Annotated in this window: 23 protein-coding genes; 22 read left to right on the plus strand and 1 reads right to left on the minus strand. The window is 35.5% G+C overall.

The genetic code is table 11. The annotated features are described in order from the left end of the window. The first annotated feature begins 11 nt into the window (after positions 1-11). The 21 genes from ACPF63_RS08110 (at position 12) to ACPF63_RS08210 (ending at position 22,174) form a co-directional block, all read left to right on the plus strand. Positions 12-1,163 (plus strand): class I SAM-dependent methyltransferase, encoded by a 1,152-nt coding sequence (locus ACPF63_RS08110; protein ID WP_426483204.1) that lies wholly within the window; start codon positions 12-14, stop codon positions 1,161-1,163. A 138-nt stretch (positions 1,164-1,301) separates the two neighbouring features. Beyond that, positions 1,302-1,571 carry a hypothetical protein gene (locus ACPF63_RS08115; protein WP_426482634.1) on the plus strand — a complete coding sequence of 90 codons (270 nt, stop codon included), beginning with the start codon at positions 1,302-1,304 and terminating at the stop codon, positions 1,569-1,571. A gap of 157 nt (positions 1,572-1,728) precedes the next feature. Beyond that, a complete protein-coding gene (locus ACPF63_RS08120) occupies positions 1,729-3,108 on the plus strand; it encodes a dipeptidase (RefSeq protein ID WP_077416971.1) in 1,380 nt (459 codons plus the stop codon). A 210-nt stretch (positions 3,109-3,318) separates the two neighbouring features. Then, positions 3,319-4,239 carry a T9SS type A sorting domain-containing protein gene (locus ACPF63_RS08125; RefSeq protein WP_426482635.1) on the plus strand — a complete coding sequence of 307 codons (921 nt, stop codon included), beginning with the start codon at positions 3,319-3,321 and terminating at the stop codon, positions 4,237-4,239. 210 nt (positions 4,240-4,449) lie between these two features. Beyond that, complete coding sequence (locus ACPF63_RS08130) at positions 4,450-5,373, plus strand: T9SS type A sorting domain-containing protein (RefSeq protein WP_426482636.1); 924 nt, start codon at positions 4,450-4,452, stop codon at positions 5,371-5,373. 80 nt (positions 5,374-5,453) lie between these two features. After that, positions 5,454-6,161, plus strand: coding sequence for an SDR family oxidoreductase (locus ACPF63_RS08135; RefSeq protein WP_077416977.1), 708 nt, complete (start codon positions 5,454-5,456; stop codon positions 6,159-6,161). Between the two features lie 149 nt (positions 6,162-6,310). After that, on the plus strand, positions 6,311-7,057 hold the full coding sequence (locus ACPF63_RS08140) for an electron transfer flavoprotein subunit beta/FixA family protein (RefSeq protein WP_077416979.1): 747 nt from the start codon (positions 6,311-6,313) through the stop codon (positions 7,055-7,057). Positions 7,058-7,156: 99 nt separating this feature from the next. Next, positions 7,157-8,104 (plus strand): electron transfer flavoprotein subunit alpha/FixB family protein, encoded by a 948-nt coding sequence (locus tag ACPF63_RS08145; RefSeq protein ID WP_426482637.1) that lies wholly within the window; start codon positions 7,157-7,159, stop codon positions 8,102-8,104. A 182-nt stretch (positions 8,105-8,286) separates the two neighbouring features. Then, positions 8,287-8,886: a bifunctional nuclease family protein gene (locus ACPF63_RS08150; protein WP_047385267.1), complete on the plus strand. Its 600-nt coding sequence runs from the start codon at positions 8,287-8,289 to the stop codon at positions 8,884-8,886. 22 nt (positions 8,887-8,908) lie between these two features. Next, on the plus strand, positions 8,909-10,291 hold the full coding sequence (locus tag ACPF63_RS08155; RefSeq protein WP_180563858.1) for a nucleoside permease: 1,383 nt from the start codon (positions 8,909-8,911) through the stop codon (positions 10,289-10,291). A 114-nt stretch (positions 10,292-10,405) separates the two neighbouring features. Beyond that, positions 10,406-10,960, plus strand: coding sequence for an RNA polymerase sigma factor (locus tag ACPF63_RS08160; RefSeq protein WP_219072777.1), 555 nt, complete (start codon positions 10,406-10,408; stop codon positions 10,958-10,960). Next, positions 10,926-11,633, plus strand: a complete 708-nt coding sequence (locus ACPF63_RS08165) for a hypothetical protein (protein WP_426482638.1) — start codon at positions 10,926-10,928, stop codon at positions 11,631-11,633. The genes ACPF63_RS08160 and ACPF63_RS08165 overlap by 35 nt, the downstream gene beginning before the upstream one ends. Positions 11,634-11,709: 76 nt before the next feature. Next, a complete protein-coding gene (locus ACPF63_RS08170; RefSeq protein ID WP_426482639.1) occupies positions 11,710-12,804 on the plus strand; it encodes a hypothetical protein in 1,095 nt (364 codons plus the stop codon). A gap of 149 nt (positions 12,805-12,953) precedes the next feature. Continuing rightward, on the plus strand, positions 12,954-13,358 hold the full coding sequence (locus ACPF63_RS08175) for a hypothetical protein (protein WP_426482640.1): 405 nt from the start codon (positions 12,954-12,956) through the stop codon (positions 13,356-13,358). A gap of 2 nt (positions 13,359-13,360) precedes the next feature. After that, the gene (locus ACPF63_RS08180) at positions 13,361-13,771 is read left to right on the plus strand and encodes a hypothetical protein (protein WP_426482641.1); all 411 of its coding nucleotides are present in this window, start codon (positions 13,361-13,363) and stop codon (positions 13,769-13,771) included. Positions 13,772-13,828: 57 nt separating this feature from the next. Further along, the gene (locus tag ACPF63_RS08185) at positions 13,829-15,007 is read left to right on the plus strand and encodes an acetyl-CoA C-acyltransferase (protein ID WP_426482642.1); all 1,179 of its coding nucleotides are present in this window, start codon (positions 13,829-13,831) and stop codon (positions 15,005-15,007) included. Between the two features lie 106 nt (positions 15,008-15,113). After that, positions 15,114-16,604, plus strand: a complete 1,491-nt coding sequence (locus ACPF63_RS08190) for an MFS transporter (RefSeq protein ID WP_077416995.1) — start codon at positions 15,114-15,116, stop codon at positions 16,602-16,604. A gap of 175 nt (positions 16,605-16,779) precedes the next feature. Next, positions 16,780-18,942 carry a M12 family metallo-peptidase gene (locus tag ACPF63_RS08195; RefSeq protein WP_426482643.1) on the plus strand — a complete coding sequence of 721 codons (2,163 nt, stop codon included), beginning with the start codon at positions 16,780-16,782 and terminating at the stop codon, positions 18,940-18,942. 135 nt (positions 18,943-19,077) lie between these two features. Further along, positions 19,078-20,004, plus strand: a complete 927-nt coding sequence (locus tag ACPF63_RS08200) for a mevalonate kinase family protein (RefSeq protein ID WP_047385257.1) — start codon at positions 19,078-19,080, stop codon at positions 20,002-20,004. Positions 20,005-20,014: 10 nt separating this feature from the next. Beyond that, positions 20,015-20,944, plus strand: a complete 930-nt coding sequence (locus ACPF63_RS08205; RefSeq protein WP_077417001.1) for a UbiA family prenyltransferase — start codon at positions 20,015-20,017, stop codon at positions 20,942-20,944. Between the two features lie 63 nt (positions 20,945-21,007). Next, the gene (locus tag ACPF63_RS08210; RefSeq protein WP_077417002.1) at positions 21,008-22,174 is read left to right on the plus strand and encodes a proline dehydrogenase family protein; all 1,167 of its coding nucleotides are present in this window, start codon (positions 21,008-21,010) and stop codon (positions 22,172-22,174) included. Positions 22,175-22,664: 490 nt separating this feature from the next. On the opposite strand, the gene ACPF63_RS08215 is transcribed toward ACPF63_RS08210, so the two are convergent. Beyond that, positions 22,665-23,201 (minus strand): helix-turn-helix transcriptional regulator, encoded by a 537-nt coding sequence (locus tag ACPF63_RS08215; protein ID WP_426482644.1) that lies wholly within the window; start codon positions 23,199-23,201, stop codon positions 22,665-22,667. Positions 23,202-24,172: 971 nt separating this feature from the next. Between ACPF63_RS08215 and ACPF63_RS08220 the strand changes: the two genes are divergently transcribed. Beyond that, a complete protein-coding gene (locus tag ACPF63_RS08220) occupies positions 24,173-25,282 on the plus strand; it encodes a M14 family zinc carboxypeptidase (protein WP_426482645.1) in 1,110 nt (369 codons plus the stop codon). Positions 25,283-25,342 lie beyond the last annotated feature (60 nt).

The raw sequence follows: 25,342 nt of genomic DNA on the forward strand, positions 1-25,342 counted from the left end.
GAAAATCCGTGATATCTGTGGTTAAATTAATAAACAAAGACATTCAAAACTATATCAATGCAAATCTGAATGCAGATTTACATACACTACTGCTGAAAAAATCACCCTTTCCGGAAGTTTCTATGCAGGAAATTGTACAGCAGATTAAAGGAAAACAGGTTGCTGAAAGAAAGTTTCCTTTTCTCTTGAAAGAAGGGATTATTTTTCCGCCACAGCTTAATCTCGAGCAGTCATCATCAGAAAAAACAGCCCTTTATAAATCCAACATCCTGAAAGGGAGTACATTTATTGATCTCACGAGCGGTTTTGGTATTGATGCCTATTATCTGTCTCAAAACTTCGATCATATCACTTTGGTAGAGCAGAATACAGAGCTTTTAGAAATTGTTGAGCATAACTGGAATACTTTAGGACGTCATGCAAATTTTATCAACAAGAAGCTTGAAGATTTCCTGAACGGGAATCAGGAACATTTTGATGTCATTTATCTTGATCCGGCCAGAAGAGATCAGCAAAAAAATAAGGTTTTTCTTTTAGAAGACCTGTCTCCTGATATTCTCGAAATCCAGGAGAAATTGCTGTCTATTTCCAATCAGGTCGTCATTAAACTCTCTCCACTTATTGATCTTAAGTATCTTGTGTCAATGTTGCCGGCTATTTCAAGGATAGAAATTATTGCCCTGAAAAATGATGTAAAAGAAGTTGTCATTTTTTTATCCAACGAAAATACGGACGAGATTATCTGCAGCTGTGTGAACCTTGAGAGTGGCGAATCTGCCTTTACTTTCAGATTTGGGGAAGAAGAAAATGCCGAGTCTGAATATTCTGAGCCTGAAAAATACATTTACATTCCCAATAACTCTATTTTGAAAGCAGGAGTTTTTAATTTGATTTCACAGAAATTCGGATTAAAAAAGCTTCATCCTAACAGTCATTTCTATACCTCCAGTGAAAAGAAAGGAGACTTTCCCGGGAGAATTATGGAAGTGGAACTCGTTGACTCTAAAAATATTAAGAAAAAAGAACAGTATAATATCATTTCAAAAAATTACCCTTTAAAACCTGAAGAAATCAAGAAAAAGTATGGTTTGAAAGATGGGGGAGATCATTACCTTATTTTTACACAATCCAAAAAAGGGAAAATAATATTAAAATCAGTATAAAAATGTTGCCGAAAAAAGCAGGATTTCTTACTTTTGGGCAATCAAAAATTTAAACATGAAATCGCCCGCTGTTTGGATAAATCAGAATAGGCTAAAATAGTGCGGTTTCATATGATCTTAAAAAAATAAATTTTACATATGAAAAAATTAGTTATATGTTTAGCAATTGCAACAGTAGCGGTAAGTTGTAAAAAAGTACCAGCTGGTGGAAATAAAGGGACTTTGAAACTGGAAGAAGGAGTAGACAGATATTCTGATGCTGCTCAGGGAGAAGGTCACGGACATGCAGCTGCTGCAGAGCATAAGGAAGAAGTTGCTGCAAAGCCAGAAACTGCAGCTCCTAAAACAGACAGTACTGCTGCTGCAAAACCTGCTGAAGCTGAAAAGGCTCCAAAAGCTGAACACTAATTAGAAGTACAAAATATACAAATGCCCTGTTTTTGCAGGGCATTTTTTATTAAAAAAGATGGCTATAAGGCTCATTAGCATAAGATTGGTAAAATCCTGTCTTTTTGTTTGTCCCTGCCGGGCATTTTTTTTAATTTTAACAAAATAAATTTTTACAATGCAAGAGACATTAAATTACATTAACGAAAACAAACAGCGTTTCGTGGATGAATTATTTGAGTTATTGAGAATTCCTTCTATTTCTGCAGATCCGGCGTATAAAGATGACGTTTTGAAATGTGCAGATGTAGTGGCAGCGCACCTTAAAAATGCAGGAGCTGATAATGTTGAAGTTTGCCAGACCAAAGGCTATCCAATTGTTTTCGGAGAAAAGATTTTAGATAAAAGTTTACCTACAGTATTGGTATATGGACATTATGATGTTCAGCCGGCAGATCCATTGGAATTATGGACAAAGCCACCTTTTGAGCCTTATATTGAAAAAACTGAACTGCACCCTGAAGGAGCTATTTTTGCAAGAGGTTCTGCGGATGACAAAGGACAGTTTTTCATGCACCTGAAGGCATTCGAAGCAATGATGAAAACCAATGCTCTTCCTTGCAACGTTAAATTTATCTTAGAAGGAGAAGAAGAAGTAGGTTCTGTAAGCTTAGGAGACTGGGTGAATGAAAATAAAGAGAAATTAACTTGCGACTGTATCTTAATTTCCGATACTCATATTTACAGCAACGAACAGCCAACTGTTACAACAGGATTGAGAGGTTTAAGCTATGTAGAAGTAGAAGTGGAGGGCCCAAACAGAGATTTGCACTCAGGTCTTTACGGTGGAGCGGTTCCAAACCCTATTCACGTTCTTTCAAGAATGATCGCTAATCTGATTGATGAAAACGGTCATATTACTATTGACGGGTTCTATGATAATGTAGAAACGGTTTCAGATGCAGACAGAGCTGATATGAACAAATTGAAAGACAATCCTGAAGAATTCAAAAAATCAATCGGATTAAGCAATATAGAAGGAGAAAAAGGATATACAACTTTAGAAAGAACATCTATCCGTCCTACTTTAGACTGCAACGGAATCTGGGGTGGTTATACCGGAGAAGGTGCAAAAACTGTAATTCCTTCTAAGGCTTTTGCTAAAATTTCCATGCGTTTGGTTCCTTACCAGACCCCTCAGGAAATCACGGAAAAATTCACGAAATATTTTGAAAAAATCGCTCCGGATACGGTAAAAATTAAAGTAACTCCTCACCATGGAGGAATGCCTTATGTTTTACCAACGGATACCAAAGAATTTGCGGCTGCAAAACAGGCGATGGAGTCTGCATTCGGAAAAGAAGTTCTTCCCTACAGGGGAGGAGGAAGTATTCCAATTACAGCAATGTTTGAGCAGGTTTTAGGAGCTAAATCTGTATTGATGGGCTTCGGATTGGATTCTGATGCAATCCACTCTCCAAACGAGCACTATGGATTATTTAATTTCTATAAAGGAATTGAAAGTATTCCGTTGTTCTTTGAAAATTATTCAAAGTAATTCAACGAAAATAAGATACAATAAGGTATTTCTGGAAAGAGATACCTTATTTTTTTGCTCTGAATTGAATTGTTTTACCTGTATGGGAAGACGTTTTTAATAGATTTGAAAATTAAATTCACTGAGTATAAAAGCGTTATTTTTTATTTGCAATAAGTTATTTCACCATTCATGGAAAGTTTATATTTTTAATACAAAACTTGATTTCCTATGAAAAAATACTACTCAATTGCAATTTCACTATTGTCAGCATGCGTTTTTGCACAGCAGGCTGTATCCTTTGAATTCAATGAAGGGTTCAACGCTGGAAATATCCATGGCCAGGTGGGATGGATCAGTACTCCCACAGGAGGAGTTCCTGCAAATGTAACCCATCAGACCATCAGCGTAGATAAAGCCAGCGATGGAAGCAGCTCCCTCAAAATTGTCAAAGAAGCAACCTACGGAACTCAGTCTGATCCTATTATCGGAGGTTTTTATAACCTGCCGGCTCCTCTTGTTTATAATAATTTTTCTGTATCATTTGATATCAATATGTCGCAGCTCAACGGCTCTGATTTTGGTTTTCAGGGAGTAAATAACGTTGATGATCAGTTGGTTGTGAGATTGGATTTTGATAAAACCGGATTGCTCAAAATTTTGAATACCGTATCAGGTACACAGGATTTGATTTCCATATCTTCAGCCTGGCTGCCTAATATCTGGTACAGAGTGAAAGTCGTAGGAACTGCCACAGATGTCAGATATTACGTTAATAATGTTCTTATTTATACAGGTATAGCCGCAAGTTCAATGAATATAGATCAGCTGCGTTTTGTCCATAATAATGCGTCGGGGGCTGCTTATATTGATAATATTAAAATAAATAGTGAACTATTGGTATTGGGGATTAGGGATTCAAAGATTACTGCTAAAGAAGTATCTGTTTACCCTAATCCTGCAAATGATTTTATACAGATTAATTCTCCAGGTACAGTTAAAAGTATTGAGATCTATGATGAATCAGGAAAGCTGATCAAAACTGAAACAAAGAGTAGCAGAATGGATGTAAAAGGTTTTCCTGCAGGCGTATATATGGTTAATATCAAAACTGAAGGAAGGAATTTTACAGAAAAAGTGATCATCAGATAAATTATTTATTGATTCTGAGAACCTGTGTTCTTTTTAGCGTGCTGTAGGATTTATGGATGATTTTTTGGAAATGACACTTTTATTTAGGTTTAATATCTTTATTTGTTTAGGTTAAAATATATTATGTTAATTTATTTTTATGTTTAAAATATTCGTTGATTTTGCTTTTTTGATTAAAAGACCTATATTTGCTCAAAACTAAAAAATATCATGAAGAAACTTTACATTTTCGCAATTTCGTTGATTTCCATAACATCTTTTGCCCAGCAGACTATTTCTTTTGAAGCCAGTGAAGGATTTACAACAGGAAATATTAATGGCCAGCAGGGTTGGATTACTACAAATGATGGAGGTGTACCGCCAGTATATTTGACCACTCAATTGGTTTCAACTGAAATGGCAACTCAAGGTTCAAATAGTCTTAAAATAACACCAGATTTACCTTATGGACCACAGCAAAGCCCTGTAATGGGTGGTTTCTATACCTTTACTACACCATTAACCTATAATAGCTTTACACAATCATTTGATGTAAGACTTACCCAAAAAAGCACATCAAGTTCGGATTTTGTATTCAGAACAGTAAGTACAACTGGAGCAGGAGGGATTGTTACTTATATTGATTTTTCTTACGACGGTGCAATTTTACTAGCTACAGCTGGTTCAGCTAACTTAGTAAATACCAATCAGACCTGGAATGCCAATACTTGGTACAGAGTGAAAATAGTGTCTACTGCTACAGGAATCCAATATTTCCTGAATGATGCGCTGATCTACACAGGACAACCATTCAGTAACAATAATATTAACAGAATGGATTTTGTGCATGATAATTATGGAGGTTCTGCCTATATTGATAATATTAAAATCAATAATGAAGCATCACTATCTACAAAAGATGCCGTTAAAAACGATGTGAAACTATCCATTTATCCAAACCCTGCTACTGAAGTGATAAAAATTACAACTCCTGGCAAGATAAAACATGTTGAAGTGTATGATATGTCAGGAAAAAGAATAGATGTAACATTGAATGGGGATCAGGTGAATGTAAGCAACCTATCTTCCGGAGCCTATTTACTGAATGTAGAAACGGAAGGAAGAAACTTTACAGAGAAATTTATAAAAAAATAATTCCTGATAAATCTTAGTATCAGTAAAACGCTCCAATTGGAGCGTTTTTGTTATTTTAGAGAATTAAAATTAGGGAATCAATGGCAGAGAATAAAACAGCTTATATAACAGGGGGAACCAAAGGTATTGGTTTCGGAATTGCTAAAATTTTACTTGAAAATGGAATCTCAGTAGCTTTTTCAGGAAGAAAAAAAGAAGATGTCATGAAGGCGGAAGAGGAACTTAAACAATACTCAGAAAATGTTTTGGGAATTGTTTCTGACGTAAGAAGCCTGGAAAGCGAGCAGGAAGCAGTAAAATATACCGTTGAAAAGTTCGGAAGACTGGATTATATCATTGCTAATGCAGGATTGGGAATATTTAAACCCGTAGACGAACTCACAGCAGAAGAATGGAATGATATGATAGAAACCAATCTCACAGGTGTTTTCTATACCTTAAAAGCTTCTGTAGAAGAACTGAAGAAGACAGAAGGTTACTATATTACCATCTCAAGTCTTGCAGGGGCCAACTTCTTTGAAAACGGAACGGGATACAATGCTTCAAAATTCGGAGTGGTAGGTTTTACCCAGGCAGCGATGATTGATTTAAGAAAATATAATATTAAGTCTACGGTTATTATGCCGGGTTCGGTGGCCACTCATTTTAACGGAAATATTCCATCAGAAAAAGACAGTTGGAAGATTCAGCCCGAAGATATGGGGAATCTCATATTGGATATTTTAAAGATGAATCCAAGAGTTTTGCCAAGTAAAATAGAGTTTAGGGCAACAAAACCAGCGAAGTAACTACATCTAATGTATTGAATAATAATTTAATAAGTATTATGCATGCATAATATATTTTTTATTTATATTAGCAAAAATTAATTCAAACAAAATCTCTGCATAAACTGTCATGATTTTATGCGTCAAAGGGAAAAAATAAAATAGTACACATGAAAATATTAGTTTGTATTAGTAGTGTTCCGGATACTACTTCCAAAATTAACTTTACAGCAGATAAATCTGCTTTCGACAAGAACGGAATTCAGTGGGTAATCAATCCGCTAGACGAATTTGCGTTGACAAAAGCGGTTAAACTTCAGGAATCTCAGGGAGCAACAGTAACAGTAATCAACGTAGGAGATGCTGGTACAGAACCTGTGATCAGAAAGGCTTTGGCAATTGGTGCTAATGATGCTGTAAGAGTAAATCTTGATCCTAAAGACAGCTATTCTACAGCAAAAGAAATTGCAGCTGTAGCTCAAAACGGAGGATATGATCTTATCCTTTGCGGAAAAGAATCTATCGACTATAACGGAGGTTCCGTGCCAGGAATGGTGGCTCAGCTATTGAACCAGCCTTTCGTAAACGCTTCAGTAGGATTAGACGTAAACGGAAACGAAGCTACTGCAGTAAGAGAAATTGAAGGAGGAAAAGAAACTATTTCTGTAAAATTACCGGCAATTATTGCAGGTCAGAAAGGATTGGTAGATGAAAAAGACCTTATCATCCCGAATATGAGAGGAATTATGTCTGCAAGAACAAAACCTCTGCAGGTAGTAGAGCCTTCTTCTTCAGAAGTAAAAGTTCAGGGTGTATCTTATGACAGTGTTCCGCCAAGAGCAGCTGTGAAAATGGTTTCTCCTGACAACCTGGATGAATTGGTAAGATTGCTTCACGAAGAAGCTAAAGTAATCTAATTAAGATAACAGGTAAGAGGTGATAGGTAGCAGTTTTTACACATACTTCTCAGACCTAATCCCTATAACCTAAACCCTACAACCTAAAAAATATAAACAATGGCAGTATTCGTATACGCAGAAAATATAAACGGAGTTTACAAAAAGGCAGCTTTTGAAGCAGTTTCTTACGCTAAAGCTGTTGCTGATAAGGCTGGAGATACCGTTACGGCAATCTCTGTAAACCCAACAGATTCTTCAGATTTATTATACAAATATGGAGCATCAAATGTAATCAATATCAAAGACGAAGGTCTTAAAAACTTCTCAGCAAAAGCATTCGCACAGGCTGTAAGTGAAGTAGCAGACGGAAACATCATCGTTTTCCCTCATACAACTGATGCTTCTTCAATTGCTCCTATGCTTTCTGTAATGAAGAACTATTCTTTAATTACTAACGCTTTAGAAGCTCCTGAAAGCCTTTCTCCTTTCCAGGTAAAGAGAAGAGCATTCTCCGGAAAAGGTTTTATGCATGCAAAAGCTGAAGGAAACGGAGTAATCGTTACGGTTTCTCAAAACGCTTTCGGTGTTAAAGAAAATGCAGTATCAGGTTCAGAAGAAGTGAAAAACTTATCAGTAGCTAATGAAGATACTAAAGTGATTTCTCATGAGCAGAGTTCAGGTAAACTAGACCTTAAAGAAGCTGAAGTTGTTGTTTCTGCTGGTAGAGGGATGAAAGGTCCTGAAAACTGGGGAATGATTGAAGATTTAGCAAACGTGTTAGGAGCAGCTACAGCATGTTCTAAACCGGTTTCTGACATCGGATGGAGACCTCACACAGAGCACGTAGGACAAACAGGTAAGGCAATTTCTCCAAATCTTTACATTGCTGTAGGGATTTCAGGAGCTATTCAGCACCTTGCCGGAGTAAACTCTTCAAAAACTATCGTAGTAATCAACAGCGATCCTGAAGCACCATTCTTCAAGTCTGCTGATTATGGAGTAGTAGGAGATGCTTTCCAGATTATTCCTGCATTAACAGAGAAAATTAAAGCAATAAAAGGATAAGAAAGTGAATAGTCAATTCGCTTTGCTCGTCAATTTTTAATTAAATAATTCACTTGCAAAGCAAAATTCACTATTGACGTTTGACAATCATCAACAATACAGATAAAAGCTCGGCTTTCCGGGCTTTTATTTTTGCGTAAAAAAGTAAAATCACAATAAAAAATTAATCTATATTTGTAGCTATGGATTATAAACAGCTAATTATTCGCGGAATATCGTACAGCCAGACCCAGTCGGGGGCTTACGCATTGTTACTGGAGCATGAAGAAACACACATAAAATTACCTGTTGTTATAGGAAATTTCGAAGCCCAGTCTATCTCTCTCGGATTGGAAAAAGATATCCATCCACCGCGTCCTCTTACTCATGATTTATTCACAAAATTTATAGTCTCTGCCAACTATGAGCTGATCTCTGTTATTATTTATCAGATTGTAGACGGAGTATTCTTTTCAAATATCAACTTTAAAAATAAAGCGAACGACGAAGAATTGATTCTTGATGCCAGAACCTCTGATGCTGTTGCAATGGCGGTAAGATTTGATGCACCTATATTTACAACACAGCAGGTTTTGAATGAAGCAGGGATTTTATTAGAACTGGAAGATGTTGCCAAAGAAGACCAATCTTTCTCAGAAACTGTACAGACGGAAGATAATTTAAAATCTCTTTCTATGGAAGAACTTCAGAAATTACTGGAAGATGCCGTTAAAGAGGAAGATTATGATACTGCTCTTGAAATTCAGGAAGAGATCAAGAGAAGGAAAAAGACAATTGACTAAAGAGATACTTTTTATATAAACTATGAATTTAAAATTACGACTGACCATCCTCAGTTTTCTCCAATTTTTTGTTTGGGGAGCATGGCTGATTACGATGGCAAACTTCTGGTTTGGCACAAAACATTGGGAAGGAACTCAGTTTGGAGCTGTGTTCGGAACCATGGGAATAGCTTCCATCTTTATGCCAACCATTACTGGAATTATCGCTGACCGCTGGATCAATGCGGAACGAATATTTTCAGTACTACACATTCTTTATGGGGTTACTCTTTTCATATTACCTCATTCCACAGATCCAAATTCTTTCTTTTCAGTAATGCTTCTTGCGATGTGTTTTTACATGCCTACGATAGCACTTGCCAACTCAATTTCTTATACGATCCTGAAAAATAACAATCTGGATGTTGTAAAAGACTTCCCGCCGATTCGTGTATGGGGAACTATTGGTTTTATTGTTGCCATGTGGATTACAAATCTTAGCGGAAACAAAGCTACAGAAGGACAGTTTTATATTGGAGGAGCTATCGCAATATTTTTAGGAATTTATGCACTTACCTTACCAAAATGTCCGCCACAAAAGCTGATTGATAAAAATTCGCCGCTATCTGAACAATTAGGATTGAATGCATTCAAACTTTTTGGAAACTATAAAATGGCCTTGTTCTTTTTATTTTCAATGCTTTTGGGGGCTGCACTTCAGCTTACCAATGCATATGGAGATGTTTTCTTAAGTGAATTTGCCCATTTTCCTAAATATGCTGACTCATTTGTAGTACAGAGATCTACCATTATCATGTCAATTTCTCAGGTATCTGAAACCTTGTTTATTTTGGCGATTCCTTTCTTCCTGAAGAAATTCGGAATTAAAAAAGTAATGCTGATGTCTATGCTGGCTTGGGTATTAAGATTTGGATTCTTTGCATATGGCGTTCCGGACGGATTTGGACTTTCTCTGATCATCCTTTCATGTATTGTATATGGAATGGCATTTGATTTCTTTAATATTTCAGGGTCACTTTTCGTAGAAACAACTACAGATAAAAAAATACGTTCTTCAGCTCAGGGGTTATTTATGATGATGACCAACGGTTTCGGAGCTGTTTTTGGAAGTTATATTGCAGGTTGGGCTATTGATAAATTCTTTACCCATAAATTCGCAACCGTTTCAGAATTATCTACTTATCTGGAAACTACACCGGATAATCCTACTTTCCTTGAAATTCTGAAAAATAGTTTCAATGCAGCGGTTAATTCAGACGGAACCCTTTCGTCTGTAGTGATGGTAAAAGACTGGCAGCAGATATGGCTTTCATTTGCTATTTATTCGCTGGTACTGGCTATATTCTTTGCTGTATTGTTTAAACACAAGCACAATCCGGAAGATGTTTCATCAGTAAAACATTAATTAAAACTAACATTCTTTAGATATTAAATTGCATTTTTGAAAAAAAATGCAATTTTTTTTTATTTTCAGGCAACCTTTTTTTTAATAGACCGTCTTATAGATAGAAACTGAAACATGAAGAATCTCGAAGAGAATTTTTTATTGGCTAAAAAACAAGACCGGAGAGGGCAGAAAGCTCTTTACGAGATGTTTGCTCCTAAAATGCTGGCCATTGCAAATTCTTATGTCAATAACCTTCATGATGCGGAAGACATCCTCCTGAATGCTTTGATGAAATGCTTTACCAGAATAGATGAATGCAGAGACTGGAAAAGTTTCCCGTTCTGGCTTAGAAAAATTATTGTTAATGATTCTATTACCTTCATCCGGAAGAATAAAAATATTCTCTACGCAGATGTGGAAATTGCCGATGATTATAGTGAAACCTTTGATGAAGAATATCCGGAAGAAATAAATATTGAAGAAATATTTTCCCAGATGCCAATAGGATATAGATTGATTTTTAATCTCTACGTCTTTGAGGATAAAAAACACAGTGAAATTGCTGAAATTCTTAATATCTCTGAAGGAACAAGCAAAAGCCAGTTGAGCAAAGCAAAAAAATGGCTTGCTGAATTTTTAAAAGCAAAAGAAAATGAAAAAAGAAATACTGAAACAGTTAAAATCTGATTACGAAAAGCTTGAAATAAAGCCTTCTGCAGATCTTTGGGGCAGGATAGAGCAAATAGACCAGAGAGAAGAGGAAAGTGCTGATATAAGCTTTAAAAAGGCTTTTCAGTGGTGGAAATACGCTGCTGTATTAGTTCTGTTGGTTTCTGTAGGAGTATTGCTTTATTTTAATAGAAATCATCCTGCTAATACAGACAATCCAATCGTTCATACAGAACTGCCAAAAAAGGATATAAAGACGCCTTTAACGGGTCAGAAAATAGATGCTGCTCAGAACATTATAACAGAAAACAATACCAGCCAAGAGAAATTGAAAGTAATTCCAGATATTCCTAAAGGGTATCAACAGAAAGAAACTCTGCAGAAAGAAGGATTAAGTATGGGTAAAGAAGAGCAGGTTATAGTTGCTGATTATGAGATCAAAGCCCCGGTATTGGATAAAAATATAATTCCTATAGCAGATAAACCTGTACTTGTAGAGAATAAAAAAACTGAATATATCAATGCTGATGAGCTCCTGCAGGGAAGAGAGTTCCAGAAAAAACGGGAAGAGAACAGAACGGATATCAGAAAATTCGGAGCGCTTGATATGACCAAAATTAAGGTGAAAAGTCCCAATTCTCTTAAGATATTTGGAGTAACAGTCTACACAGACTCACTGGAAAGCAAATAAACAATCATCTTTTGTATTACAGAAACTGCCCCGGAACAGGGACAGCAATCAAATATTGTCTAAAAATTAATAAAATATGAAACCAAAGTTACTATTGATGGCTGCTGTAATAGCTTTTAGCTATGGATTTGGCCAGGAAACTCCGGAGAATAACCTGACCGTCTATTCAAAAAAGATTGACAGCATAGTGATGTCTGAAAAAGGCAAAATGAATGTAGAACTGGATCAGATTGATAAGAGCTTTAAAGAAAAGAAAATCACCACCGATGAAAAGCAAAAACAACGTACAGCAATCGCTTCAAAATATGAGCAGATTATTAATGAGAAAATAGATTCCCAAAAGCAGGATCTTGAAATGGCAACCAAAGAACTCGTTAAAGACGCTGTTTTTAAATCTGAAGATTCTGTAAAAAATGGAAAAAATCAACTTTGGCTGGGACTCAATGGATTTAATATGAAACTCAACGAGAAGAAAAAGAAGAACAACCCGAAAAATTATCTCGAAACCTTAGAACTTTCCGTGAGTATGGGCGGAGCAGGATTAACTTCAAAGAACAAGCCTTTTGATTTTTACAGTAAGAACTCTGATATTAAAAACAGTGTTATCAACTCCTGGCAGCTGACATTATGGTACGGTAACCAGATCGGAAGTTACACCAGCCCTTTTTTCTATCGTTTCGGATTGGGAGTACGATCAGACCAGCTTACACCCAAATATGGGCAGGCATTCAAACAGGATAAATATAACTTATTCGTTGGTGATTTTGACCGCGGAACCCTTAAAAAAAGTATGCTTTATAATACATATATAACCGTTCCTGCAGATCTGAAATTTGTTTTAAATCCAAAATATAAAGACTATGAAGGGGTTAAATACCTGGATAATAATAAGAATCAGCTGTGCATTATTCTGGGTGTTTATGGGGGCATTAAAATAGGGAGTGTGAATTATTCCAAGTATTCCAATGAATTTTCCGATAGAATTGTTGAAAGAGAAAAAGTGATGCATGGAGTCAACGATATTGTTTTCGGAGGAAAATTGGGAATCAGTTATGCCGGATTCAATCTGTTTGTGCAGAAAGACTTTACACCCGCTTTTAATGACAATGCTTTGCTGAAGAAAAAATATGGACTTCAGATCGGGATAGAGATCGCAAATGTTAATTTTTAATTTGATAATAAATAATCTGTTTCTTTGCGTAATGAATAAAAATATTAAAGCTTTTTTATAACTAACAAGCGTTCGGGTAATGAAATCCTATTTTTAAAACACACTGTTTAAAAGTGTGTTTTTTTTTGTATTTTGGCACTTTAGTAAATATGAAAAATATTCAGTTATTAGGATTACTGTTAGTCGTAATAGGCAGTTTTTTACCCTTGGTACATGTGCCTGTCATTGGGAACTGGAACTATTGGAAGCTTGATCATTATCTGGCGATCGCATGCTGGATATTGGCTGCATGTGCCGTTTTTGGAATTGTCAATAACAGCGTGAAAATCGTAAGGTTTTTTGGTATTCTGCTTATCCTTTTATTTGCATTTACCTTATTCGCTGTGAAGATGCAGTCTTTGCAATATTTTAGCTTTTTACCATTCAAATCCTGGCAGGAAACTTTTGCCGGAATTGTTAAACTGAAATGGGGCTGGGCTGTAGAATTTTTAGGAGCTTTCCTTTTGGCTTTTGCAGGAGGAAACAAAAAAGTAAATAATCGCACACAACTATAAAAATGAACTTCTTAAAAATATTTTCCGCTGGAATTTTGTTGGTAGCAGCCACACAGGCTAACGCGCAGACAGCAAATCAGAAAAAACCGGATAATCCGGCTAAATGTGCCAATATAAAAGAAGGTAAATTTGTAAGACCCAATTACCCGGAAGGAATATGGCATATGACCATTAAAGATAATGTTCAGACTGAATATTTCAATAATGGAAAAGACTATATCAAATCAACATTGGTTTTTGTGGATGACTGCAATTACAAAGCAATCATTATGGAGAAATCCGATAAAAACAATCCCATACAGATAGGAGATGTCTTCAATAATAAAATTTTAGCAACTCAGGATAACCTTCTGAAAGTTAATACTAAAATTGAAGGATCTCAGTTTGATGTGGTCTATGTAAAAGTAAAATAAATTCAACCTATACAACGGAACTCTTGTTCCGTTTCGTTAAAAATAAAAATTATATACATGAAAGAAGTATTCATCGTTTCCGCAGTAAGAACACCTATGGGGAGTTTTATGGGAAGCTTGTCAACAGTTCCGGCTACAAAACTGGGAGCAACTGCCGTAAAAGGAGCATTAGATAAAATCGGTTTAGATCCTAATGCTGTTCAGGAAATCTATATGGGAAATGTTCTTCAGGCAGGAGAAGGCCAGGCGCCGGCTCGTCAGGTAGCTTTAGGAGCAGGTCTTTCAATCAATACACCTTCTACTACAGTTAATAAAGTATGTGCTTCAGGAATGAAGGCTGTGACAATGGCTGCTCAGGCGATCAAAGCTGGTGATGCAGAAGTAATTGTTGCAGGAGGTATGGAGAATATGTCTTTAGTTCCTCATTATTACAATGCAAGAGTGGCTACAAAATTAGGCGATATCAAAATGCTTGATGGAATGGTGCTTGACGGTCTTACAGACGTATACAACAAAGTACATATGGGAGTATGTGCAGAAAAATGTGCAGTAGATTATAATATCACAAGAGAAGATCAGGATAACTTCGCTGTAGAATCTTATAAAAGATCTGCTAAAGCTTGGAGCGAAGGGAAGTTCAGTGAAGAAATTGTACCGGTTTCTATTCCTCAGAGAAAAGGAGAGCCTGTAATCTTTGCTGAAGATGAAGAATACAAAGCAGTAAACTTCGACAGAATTTCAACTCTTCCTACCGTATTTAAAAAAGAAGAAGGAACAGTAACTGCAGCTAATGCATCTACTTTGAATGACGGTGCCTCTGCATTGATCCTTGTTTCAAAAGAAAAAATGGAAGAACTGGGATTGAAGCCTCTTGCAAAAATCGTTTCTTATGCTGATGCAGCGCATGAGCCTGAAAACTTTACAACGGCTCCGGCAAAAGCGTTACCTATCGCTCTTAAAAAAGCAGGATTAGAAGTTTCTGATATCGATTTCTTCGAATTCAATGAAGCTTTTTCAGTAGTGGGATTGGCCAACAACAAAATCTTAGGTTTAGATGCTGCTAAAGTAAACGTAAACGGTGGTGCTGTAGCACTGGGACATCCACTGGGAAGTTCTGGTTCAAGAATCATCGTTACTTTGATTAACGTATTGAAGCAAAATAATGCAAAATACGGTGCCGCAGCAATCTGCAACGGTGGTGGAGGTGCTTCTGCTATCGTGATTGAAAATATCTAATATTCTGTTTACGAATATATTACCATTAAGGAATTGATAATTTTTTTAAAAACTTATCCATTTCTTAATGGTTTTTCTATTTTTGTGCTACTAATATATATTTGAAATGTCTGAAACTGAGAATCGACAGCCTAAAAACATAAAGAATAATCCGAAGATTATGAAAGCCTGGGCTGTATATGACTGGGCAAACTCCGTGTATTCCCTGGTTATTACCTCTACTATTTTCCCTATTTATTACTCTATCCTTACCACAGCGTACGAGAAAAAGGAATATATAGCAGAAACCAAAACATGGATTGATGTTCCCGTAAGGCATACGATCAAAATTTTTGGAGAAGGATATCAGCCAGATGCTGTGTATGGATATTCACTTACCATATCATTCTTTATTGTAGTATTGTTGTCTCCATTTTTATCTTCATTAGCAGATACTATCGGAAACAAAAAATCTTTCCTGCAGTTTTTCTGCTATCTGGGAGCAACATCATGTATGGGATTAGCCATGTTTACAGGGATGCACAACGTATTTCTGGGACTTCTCTTCAGTATTACGGCCAGTGTCGGCTTCTGGGGAAGTTTGGTGTTTTACAACTCCTTTCTTCCGGATATTGCCACACCGGACAGGCAGGATGCGCTTTCTGCAAGAGGATATGTCTACGGATATATTGGCTCTGTAGTTTTAGTCGTACTCTGCTTGATTCTTATTCAGGTTTTTGCAAAAGGAGCGGCTCAGCAGTTATTATTTACAAGAATCAGTTTCCTGTTAACGGGAGCATGGTGGTTTGGGTTCTCTCAATATACATTCAAACACCTTCCTCAGTTTGGGGATGTGAAAGATAAGCTTCCTAAAGATCTTGTATTACTGAATTATAAGAATATCTTCAAGAAACATGAAGAACAGGGAGGTTTCTTTGAAGTATTTAAAGATAACCTTAGCTTCTATAAAGATATTGCAAAGGAAAGTTTCCATGAACTGTTTAAAGTAGGAGGAGAACTTTTCAAAGACAAAAATCTTAAATTCTTTCTGTCGAGTTTCTTCTTTTACAGTGTAGGAATGCAGACGATTTTCCTTATGGCAACCCTGTTTGGGAAAAGTGAGATCAACCTTGCTCAGGATAAACTGATCGGAACCCTTTTGGTAATCCAGATTGAAGCGATCATTGGAGCTGTTATTTTCTCAAGGTTATCTAAGAAAATCGGGAACAAAAACGTTATTTCAATTGCCATCATCCTATGGATCGTTGCTTGTCTTTGGGCTTATTTCCTGAACAAAGAAAATCCAACAGTAGAATACCAGTTTTATGGGGTAGCTGCAGTGGTAGGATTGGTGATGGGTGGCCTTCAGGCGATGTCCAGATCTACCTATTCAAAGCTGCTTCCTGAAAACTCGATGGAAAACACAACCTACTTCAGTTTCTATGACGTATTGGAGAAAATTGCGATCATCATCGGGACATTCATCTTTGCAACATTAATTGAGCATTTCAATAATATGCGTATCGCAGCATTATCAATGACCATATTCTTTGCGGCAGGATTAGTTTTAATCAGATTCCTGAAGGTCAAAATGAGAACCGACAGAGAAACTTTATAAAAATTAAAAGACGTTATTTTTAACGTCTTTTTTTATTTTAACGAATAAAAAACATTCATTTAGTTATTTGGTTTAATTTATTTATAGAGTTGCTACAAATATTAGAATGTAGTAGCTATTTTTCACTATATGTTGATTTTTTTTGTTTATTTGTTAAAATATAAATTATTAAATCATGAAAAAAATTCTATTAATTTATTTTTTGGGATGTTTTATTTTTGTTTTTTCTCAGAAATTAAAACCAATTTCTCAAAAAGTATCGGAATATCGTAATGGAAAAATAGACCTTAAAAGTTATGATCTGTTTGAGATCAATAAAAATCCTGATAAACTGGCTGAATACAAAAGGGCAGCAACAGATATTACTGTTATGTCTTTGAAGCCAGCAGAATTGAAAAGATTAATCAGAGAAAAACCTGATTTTCTTGAAATATCTTTTCCTTTTGATGGTGGGAAACAGATCACTGTTGAAATGTACAGACATCAGATCTTAACCAACGATTTTAAAGTTGTAACAGAAAAAGGAAAAGTAGTAGAGTATACTCCAGGCGTTTATTATCAGGGAATTGTAAAAGGAGATAATGCCTCTATTGTAGCTTTTAGCTTTTTTAATAACGATATCGTAGGAGTTGCTTCTACTCCCGAATTAGGAAATATAGTACTTGGAAAAGCTAAAAATTCTGAAGATTTTGTAAACTATTCAGATTCTAAGTTAACAGGCCCCAATCCATTTGCCTGTGAGGTAGACGGACTAAAAGAAAATCAGACCCAAAGACCTGTTTTTAACCCTAACAATACCCATAATAAAAAAACGGATAATTGCGTAAGAATTTACTACGAAGCAGGCTTTGGTCCTTATACCCAAAATGGAAGCAATACGACTACTACAACCAATTGGGTGACTGCTATGCACAATAATGTTACAACATTGTACGCCAATGAGAATGTTAATGTAGCTTTAAGTGAAGTTTTTGTTTGGACAACCACCGATCCTTATTCAGGCTCACCAAGTGCAATTCTGAACCAGTTTAGAACCACCAGAACCTCTTTTAATGGCGATCTGGCACAATTATTAAGAAATCCTGCTACAACAAGTATCGCATATGTAAATTCATTGTGTACCGATTACAGATATTCTTATTGTGGTATGAATTTTAATTATCAAAATGTACCCACTTATTCATGGAATATAGAAGCTATGACACATGAGCTTGGGCATAATTTAGGTTCACCACATACTCACGCTTGTTTCTGGAATGGTAATAATACAGCTATTGACGGGTGCGGACCTGCTTCAGGAAATAACGAAGGATGTACTGCAGCTCTTCCTCCTGCAGGCGGTGGTACTATTATGAGTTACTGTCATTTGGTAAGCAGTGTAGGAATTAATTTTGCAAATGGCTTTGGGATACAGCCAGGAACACTGATCAAAAATACGGTAGATTCAAAAGGATGTCTGGGTACGAACTGCACAGCGTCTTGTCCTACATCCATCACAAATTTTAACATTAACAATATCACGCAGACTTCTGCAAATGCCACTTTTACAGATGCTGCTTCAACATCATGGAAATATAAACTGGCGACAGGTAGCGGAACGGCAGTATCTTCCGGAAATGCCAGTACACAGTCTTTTAATTTTACAAACCTTCAGCCGGCATCTTATTATAGACTAAGTGTAGGAACAGATTGCAGCGGGCCTAATGCCTTCCAGCTATCAAAGCTTTTTCTGACTGATGGAGCATGGTGTGATGGAACTCAGTTTTTAGATACAGGCGGTTCCACAGGTCAGTATGGAGATAATGAAGACCTTGTAAAAACATTTTATCCTACTCCCGGCTCATCTATGACAATGACATTTACGACATTCGATCTTGAACAGGGCTATGATTTTATGTATGTGTATAATGGCTCTTCTACAGCTTCACCATTATTCGCCAATGGAAATAATCTGAGTGGAAGCACAGTTCCCGGTCCTTTTACATCAACAGATCCTTCAGGTGCTATAACCGTAAGATTTGTTTCAGATGGAGGAGTTACAGGAAATGGCTGGAAGGTGAATTTCTCTTGCGGTGTCTTAGCAGTAGAAGATATCACCACCAAAAATAATTCAATAGATATTTATCCGAATCCTGCCAAAAATATGATAACCCTCTCTTCAAAAGAAAGATTAAAAGGGTATAAAATTTATGATGAAGCAGGAAGATTGGTCGCTTCTGATTCTTCCTTGAAAGGTAATAAACAGGAAATAAATCTTTCCTCAATTCAGACAGGAAATTATGTGATTACCGTAGAAACAGAGAAGCAGACAGTTAATAAGAAGCTCATCAAACAGTAATTTTTAAATATATCTTTGCAAAAGCCTGATAATATCAGGCTTTTTTATTATCTTTAATATAGAAAAAATTCGGCCTGAGTTTTGCTTATATTCAGCGGAATAATTTTTAACTTTGCAAAAAGATTTATTGTCAATATGACCAACCCTCTATTTTATGCAAAAATAATCCTGTTTGGAGAATATGGAATGATTGAAGATTCCCAGGGGCTTGTAGTACCTTACAGCTTCTATAAAGGAACTTTGAAATTTTCAGATCTGAGTTCTGAATTTGAACTTAATTCCAACAGACATCTGCAGAAATATTCTGAATATCTTACAGCACTTGATCTTTCTGACGATTTTAAGTTGGATATCGGGAGTTTCAAAAATGATATTTCTAACGGACTTTTCTTTGATTCCAATATTCCTCAAGGATACGGAGTTGGAAGTTCGGGAGCTTTGGTAGCAGCTATTTTTGAAAAATATTCAATCAGTAAGCTGAATCCAGAGAACATTTCAAAAAATAATCTTAAAAAATTAAAAGCTGTTTTCGGTGAAATGGAAAGTTATTTCCATGGGAAAAGTTCGGGAATGGATCCTTTGATCTGTTACATGAATCTTCCAATCCTTATCGAAAATAAAGAAAATTTAGACAGGGTAAATATTCCCGAAGGAGAAGAAGGAAAAGGGGCTATTTTCCTGATCGATTCCGGGATAACAGGGGAAACAGGTCCTATGATTCAGATTTTCTTTGAAAAAATGAAAACAGAAGGTTTCCGTAAAACCCTGAAAGAAGAATTTATCCGTTATAACAACGCATGTATTGAATCTTTCCTTAAAAAAGATATGAATCCTTTCTTCAGAAACCTGAAAAAACTTTCTCACTGGGCCTATGAACATTTCCGCCCTATGATTCCTGAAAGTATTTTTAATATCTGGAAAAAAGGTCTGGATTCTAACGCTTATTATCTTAAACTCTGCGGAAGCGGTGGAGGCGGCTATATCTTAGGATTTACCAAAGACTATGCAAAAGCAGAAAAAATGCTTGAAGGCTTCCAAAAAGAAGTGATTTACAGATTTTAAACAGGTTGGAATGAATTCTGAAAAAGAAACTTTCCAATCTAAAAATTATATATCAAAATCTTTACTGTACAGATTTTCACAATTTGTGGGCTTTCTGCTCGGAGCACGGTTTTTTGTAGCAGCTCTGCTCACATTTGCCCTCTATGTTTCCACTTTTTTCCTGTTTAATCAGGATGAATCTTTCAGAAAATTCGTCTTTGATTTCAAAGTACATGGTATTATTTTCTGTACCGTTCTTACTATTCTCGCCGGTGGCATCATCAATCAGTTCTATGATCTGGAGAAAGACCACGTCGTAAAACCTTTCAGAACCAGAGTTCAGAGTTTTATCAAGCAGAAATATTTTTTATACGCTTATCTCGCACTCAGTGCTATCTCTTTGGGAGTAGCCTGGATGATTTCCCATAATGTCTTTGTTTTTTTTGTGATTTATCAGTTCTTTATGTGGTTTTACAGCCACAAATTGAGCAGAATACTTATTGTAAACAACCTTACTTTCGTCAGTCTTACTTTGTATCCATTCTTTGGAATGATGGTGTACTACGAAACCTTTTCAAAAAAGGTATTTCTGATGGCTGTTTTTCTTTTTCTTATTTTGCTGTGCATTGATATAGTGAAAGATACCCTTACCAGAAGTGTAGACAAAACGTTTGGATATACCACAATTCCTAATTATTTTAAAAGCAGAAATACAAAATTGATCCTGACTTCTTTACTCATGGTTACCATGGCAGTTTCTATGAAACTCATTACCAAAACCGGTATTACAGGATTCATGGCCTATTATTTTGCCGGAGGGCTTTTTATCATGATAGTATGTATTTATCTTCTTATCAATGATTCCCGGAGAAGTAACTTCTTTACATTGAATATATTACGATTCTGGGTTTTCGTAGGAATTATTGCAATGCTTTTAAACGGAATAGAGCATAAATTATAAAAAAAATCTTTAAATAAACTGAGGTTATTATTACCTTTGCATAACTAAATTTAATAAATAGGAATGCCCATTTTTAATGATACTAAAGTTGCATTTGCAGACAAGTCTGATGCACAATTGAGAAAGGCTTACTGGATGTTTAAAATGATTGAACAGCCCGCTCTTACAAGCCTTGGAACTTCTGTTCTGAATTTTACAGTACACAACAATTTTCCTTTCGTTAACGGAATTGTAAAAAATACCTTATTTGAGCAATTCTGTGGCGGTGAAACCCGTGAAGAAAGTATGAAGGCTGTGAAACAGCTGTTTAAAAGAGGCGTTGGAAGTATTTTCGATTATTCTATTGAAGGTAAAGAAGATGAAGAAACTTTTGATGCGGTTTGCAAAGAAATTAAAGATATTGTTAGATTCTCAGTGGGAAATCCGGCCATTCCTTTTATTGTATTCAAACCTACTGCTTTCGGAAGAATTGATCTTTATGAAGCCGTTGGAAAAGGAGCGGAGCTTACTACCAGCCAGAAAGAAGAATGGGCAAGAGTGGTAAAAAGATTTGATGAAGTATGCAGTCTTTGTCACGAGAATGATAAAAAAGTAATGGTAGATGCTGAAGAAACCTGGATGCAGGATGCGGCAGACCATCTTTGTGAAGAAATGATGGAGAAATATAACCAGCAAAAACCTATCGTTTGGAATACCATTCAGATGTACAGAACAGGAAGACTGGAATATATGGAAGCCAATCTTCAAAGAGCAAGAGAGAAAAACTACTTCATCGGTTACAAAATTGTTCGTGGTGCTTATATGGAAAAAGAAAGAGCCAGAGCAGCAGAGAAAGGATATGCAGATCCTATCCAGCCAAGTAAAGATGCTTCAGATAAAAACTACAATGCAGGAATCGACTTTGTGATGAACCATCTGGATAAAGTTTCTGCCTTCTTTGGAACCCATAACGAAATCTCTTCAGAGCTGATTATGGATAAAATGAAAGCAAAATCTTTGGATACTGACAATCCACACGTTTATTTTGGGCAGCTTTACGGAATGAGCGATAATATTACGTTCTATTTGTCTGATAAAGGCTATAATGTGGCTAAATATCTTCCATATGGACCTGTAAAGGATGTTGTGCCATATCTTACAAGAAGAGCCAGAGAAAACACTTCTGTAGCCGGACAAACCGGAAGAGAGCTGGGACTTATCAAAAAAGAACTGGAAAGAAGAAAGAAATAACAATATTGTTCTTACTATACCTAACAGGCCTGCAGATTTGCGGGCCTTTTTATTGCAATCAACTTCAATACAGAAGCTCCATTATTTCTGAAGAAGCAGACTTTAGATTGTAAAACGAAATTAACAATAATCAATACAATTATTATTTACATTAATCATATGTTAAAATAATACGATTTTTATTGTTGATTTAACTTTAAATATTTATATTTGATAGAGCCATAAAAAACCAATGTATGAAAATATTTTCATTTACCCTTTAGGATACTGCCTGTGACAGAATTTTTCCAAATAGATAGACACCTTAACACTCTTATAAATAGCCGAAATTATAAAAAGCATATTATGGGATAGATGGTCATCATGAGATAAAAATTTCATCAGCTGGATATCCTATTCAATTTAAAAAACAAAATAAAGCAATAGCTTTAGTTTTCTTCTTCAAATATTTTTTAACCTGATCATTTTCTTTGATCAGGTTTTTTATTTTTTAAGGCTCAAAACTTTCAAATTTTCCGTTTTCATAGAACAAAACAATACGCTTTATCTTATGAGTCTGATTACCAATTATTTGCCCTAACAGTTGATCTCCTGGATTTTCTAATCGCTGAGAATCTGATATTTTTTCTGGAGCTTTATCTTGGGTCGGTATAAACGATTCTCCAGGGCTTGATTTTGGAGATTCCATTTCAGTTTCAGCACTCCCGAATTCATCATCATCGTTCATCATGGTAAACAAGTCGGGGAGAGGCGTTGTTTTTATTTTTTCCTCTTCAGTATATTCCTCAGGAATTTCCGTTTCAGGCAGCTGGGATTTCAGCATCTCTCCTTCACCGGTAACCAGCCAATCCCACAGAAGCTCCGGGAAACGGGATTTTATTTTTATGATAAATTCAAGAGACGGTTTGTTTCTTCCTGATGTGATATGCGAAATGGATGAACGCTGTACATCAATCTCATCAGCAAACTCAGAAGGAGTAAGATTGGAATACTCTATAATTTTGGAAATTCTTTCATTTAAACTCATAAAAATAAGCCTTTAATTATTTTACAAATGTAACTCATATAATTTACAAATGCAAAATACAAATGTAAATAATTGGCATTATTATTTGTATACAAATGTAATCTAATAATAAAGCATTTTAAATCAATATATTATAGTTAAATTACAATTGTATTTAATAATTATAATTCTCTCCTATAGCAACTCTTCTGTATCCATTCAGACACAATATTGTTCCACTATTTACCCTAAATATTAGTTTATAAATGTAAATTAGGGCATTTTCAGAGGGTATTTGAGCCCCTAAATGACTTCTTATTTACTGTTTACATGGTTAATCTACTAAATTCTCTTATCTGACATCCAAGTACTGATAAACATCTGTTTTAGGCGGTATAATAGCTATTTTATATGTATTACAGTAGTAAATTACGGATGTAAATATCCTGAATTCAGTCGAGATAACTCTTTATTGGAGGAAAATGGTACTCATGCTAAACACTATTTTTATTGTCTGCTAAATTATTCCTAAAAATATAAACTTAACTAAAATTTTCAGGAAGATTTCTGTTTTTCTGATCATTTTACATTTGTATAATAGGGTAGACAACAAAGTTTTCCACAATTTTTACGTTTAATAAAATAACCATCAATTGAGCTAAATCAGTCTTTTTTACACTTCAAGTGGTGTTACTAATATAGTTTAGATAAAATATATAACATATTGGTTTTGTGTATTTTAAATATAATGAATTAAATTATTCGCAATCCACAATTTTATCAACAGACAATATGTCATCTGATACTGTTTAACAATGTTACAGTTGTTAACTTGTTTTTTTAACCAAATGCTACCAAGGTTTAAATTTTGTAAATTATTTTTAAACTATGAAACAAATGTAAATCATTGTATTTTGACGATAGTCACAAATGTTAATTTAAGTTTTTGCCTAAAAATGGTTAAATTTGATTCTTGTAAATTATTTCTCAAGATGAATTTTGAACAGATCTATTCTCAGACCCCCGATTTCTCAAATCGCTATATTTCCCCTGAAAAATTATTTTCTTATCTACAGACCAATCTCAGCGATTATATTCAGGAGATCGGAACATCCTATTTAGATAAGCCTATTTACCAGCTAACTATAGGAACCGGAAAGATTCAGGTATTGGCCTGGTCACAAATGCACGGAAATGAATCCAACGCGACTCATGCCATGCTGGACCTTTTAGTAACTCTTGATAAGGCACCTGAAATGAAAGAGGATTTGTTCAGTAAAATAAAGCTTGATTTTATATTCATGCTAAATCCGGACGGCTCTGAAAGATGGACGAGACTAAATGCAGCCGATATTGATCTGAACAGAGATTTTCATAATGAAGCCAGTAAAGAGATTAAGTTTCTGAAAAATGCAGCAGCTTCAAAGAAATATGATTATGCATTAAACCTTCATGAGCAGAGAACGATCTTTACTACTGACGGTATTCATCCTGCTACGCTTTCCTTTTTGGCTCCTTCCGAAAATGTAGAACGTACGGTTACTGAAAACAGAAAAAAATGTATGGCAGTGATCGGAAATATATATAACCATTTGAAGGAAATGATCCCGAACCAGATCGGAAGATATTCTGACGAATTTTATCCTACTTCCACAGGAGATAATTTTATCAAAGCCGGAATGCCTACTATCTTATTTGAAGGTGGACACTTTGTAGATGATTACACCAGAAAAGGAACGAGAAAATATTATACTATTGCTCTTTATTATGCATTGAAGGCAATAAGCGAACTGAACTCCGATACTACAGGTTGGGAAACTTACCTTGAAATTCCTGAAAATCAGGAAACCCATTATGATATTATTTATAGAAATGTAAAACTGAACACAGAACACGTCTGTATTCTGGATATAGCGGTTCAATATAGGGAGATCAAAGAAGAAGGGAAGGATGATATCTCTTTTATTCCTTTTGTGATGGAGGCCGGAGATGTAAAGAAAAGAAAAGGCTGGCTGGAAATAGACTGTACCGGAAAGAAATTTATTTCTGCTGCTAAATATCCGAAACTGGATTCCGTGGTGGATTTTAAAATTGAAGATTAAAAAATCGGCTGTCCCGCAGGACAGCCGATTTTGCTTTTTTTGATATTCAATAGGAATGGG

The sequence above is a fragment of the Chryseobacterium sp. R2ACT005 genome (assembly GCF_049949215.1).
GTDB lineage: Bacteria > Bacteroidota > Bacteroidia > Flavobacteriales > Weeksellaceae > Chryseobacterium.

Coding starts and splice junctions, on each gene's coding strand:
- ACPF63_RS08115 (WP_426482634.1), top strand. CDS start 1,302: ATGAAAAAATTAGTTATATGTTTAGCAATTGCAACAGTAGCGGTAAGT.
- ACPF63_RS08120 (WP_077416971.1), top strand. CDS start 1,729: ATGCAAGAGACATTAAATTACATTAACGAAAACAAACAGCGTTTCGTG.
- ACPF63_RS08125 (WP_426482635.1), top strand. CDS start 3,319: ATGAAAAAATACTACTCAATTGCAATTTCACTATTGTCAGCATGCGTT.
- ACPF63_RS08130 (WP_426482636.1), top strand. CDS start 4,450: ATGAAGAAACTTTACATTTTCGCAATTTCGTTGATTTCCATAACATCT.
- ACPF63_RS08135 (WP_077416977.1), top strand. CDS start 5,454: ATGGCAGAGAATAAAACAGCTTATATAACAGGGGGAACCAAAGGTATT.
- ACPF63_RS08140 (WP_077416979.1), top strand. CDS start 6,311: ATGAAAATATTAGTTTGTATTAGTAGTGTTCCGGATACTACTTCCAAA.
- ACPF63_RS08145 (WP_426482637.1), top strand. CDS start 7,157: ATGGCAGTATTCGTATACGCAGAAAATATAAACGGAGTTTACAAAAAG.
- ACPF63_RS08150 (WP_047385267.1), top strand. CDS start 8,287: ATGGATTATAAACAGCTAATTATTCGCGGAATATCGTACAGCCAGACC.
- ACPF63_RS08155 (WP_180563858.1), top strand. CDS start 8,909: ATGAATTTAAAATTACGACTGACCATCCTCAGTTTTCTCCAATTTTTT.
- ACPF63_RS08160 (WP_219072777.1), top strand. CDS start 10,406: ATGAAGAATCTCGAAGAGAATTTTTTATTGGCTAAAAAACAAGACCGG.
- ACPF63_RS08165 (WP_426482638.1), top strand. CDS start 10,926: ATGAAAAAAGAAATACTGAAACAGTTAAAATCTGATTACGAAAAGCTT.
- ACPF63_RS08170 (WP_426482639.1), top strand. CDS start 11,710: ATGAAACCAAAGTTACTATTGATGGCTGCTGTAATAGCTTTTAGCTAT.
- ACPF63_RS08175 (WP_426482640.1), top strand. CDS start 12,954: ATGAAAAATATTCAGTTATTAGGATTACTGTTAGTCGTAATAGGCAGT.
- ACPF63_RS08180 (WP_426482641.1), top strand. CDS start 13,361: ATGAACTTCTTAAAAATATTTTCCGCTGGAATTTTGTTGGTAGCAGCC.
- ACPF63_RS08185 (WP_426482642.1), top strand. CDS start 13,829: ATGAAAGAAGTATTCATCGTTTCCGCAGTAAGAACACCTATGGGGAGT.
- ACPF63_RS08190 (WP_077416995.1), top strand. CDS start 15,114: ATGTCTGAAACTGAGAATCGACAGCCTAAAAACATAAAGAATAATCCG.
- ACPF63_RS08195 (WP_426482643.1), top strand. CDS start 16,780: ATGAAAAAAATTCTATTAATTTATTTTTTGGGATGTTTTATTTTTGTT.
- ACPF63_RS08200 (WP_047385257.1), top strand. CDS start 19,078: ATGACCAACCCTCTATTTTATGCAAAAATAATCCTGTTTGGAGAATAT.
- ACPF63_RS08205 (WP_077417001.1), top strand. CDS start 20,015: ATGAATTCTGAAAAAGAAACTTTCCAATCTAAAAATTATATATCAAAA.
- ACPF63_RS08210 (WP_077417002.1), top strand. CDS start 21,008: ATGCCCATTTTTAATGATACTAAAGTTGCATTTGCAGACAAGTCTGAT.
- ACPF63_RS08215 (WP_426482644.1), bottom strand. CDS start 23,201: ATGAGTTTAAATGAAAGAATTTCCAAAATTATAGAGTATTCCAATCTT.
- ACPF63_RS08220 (WP_426482645.1), top strand. CDS start 24,173: ATGAATTTTGAACAGATCTATTCTCAGACCCCCGATTTCTCAAATCGC.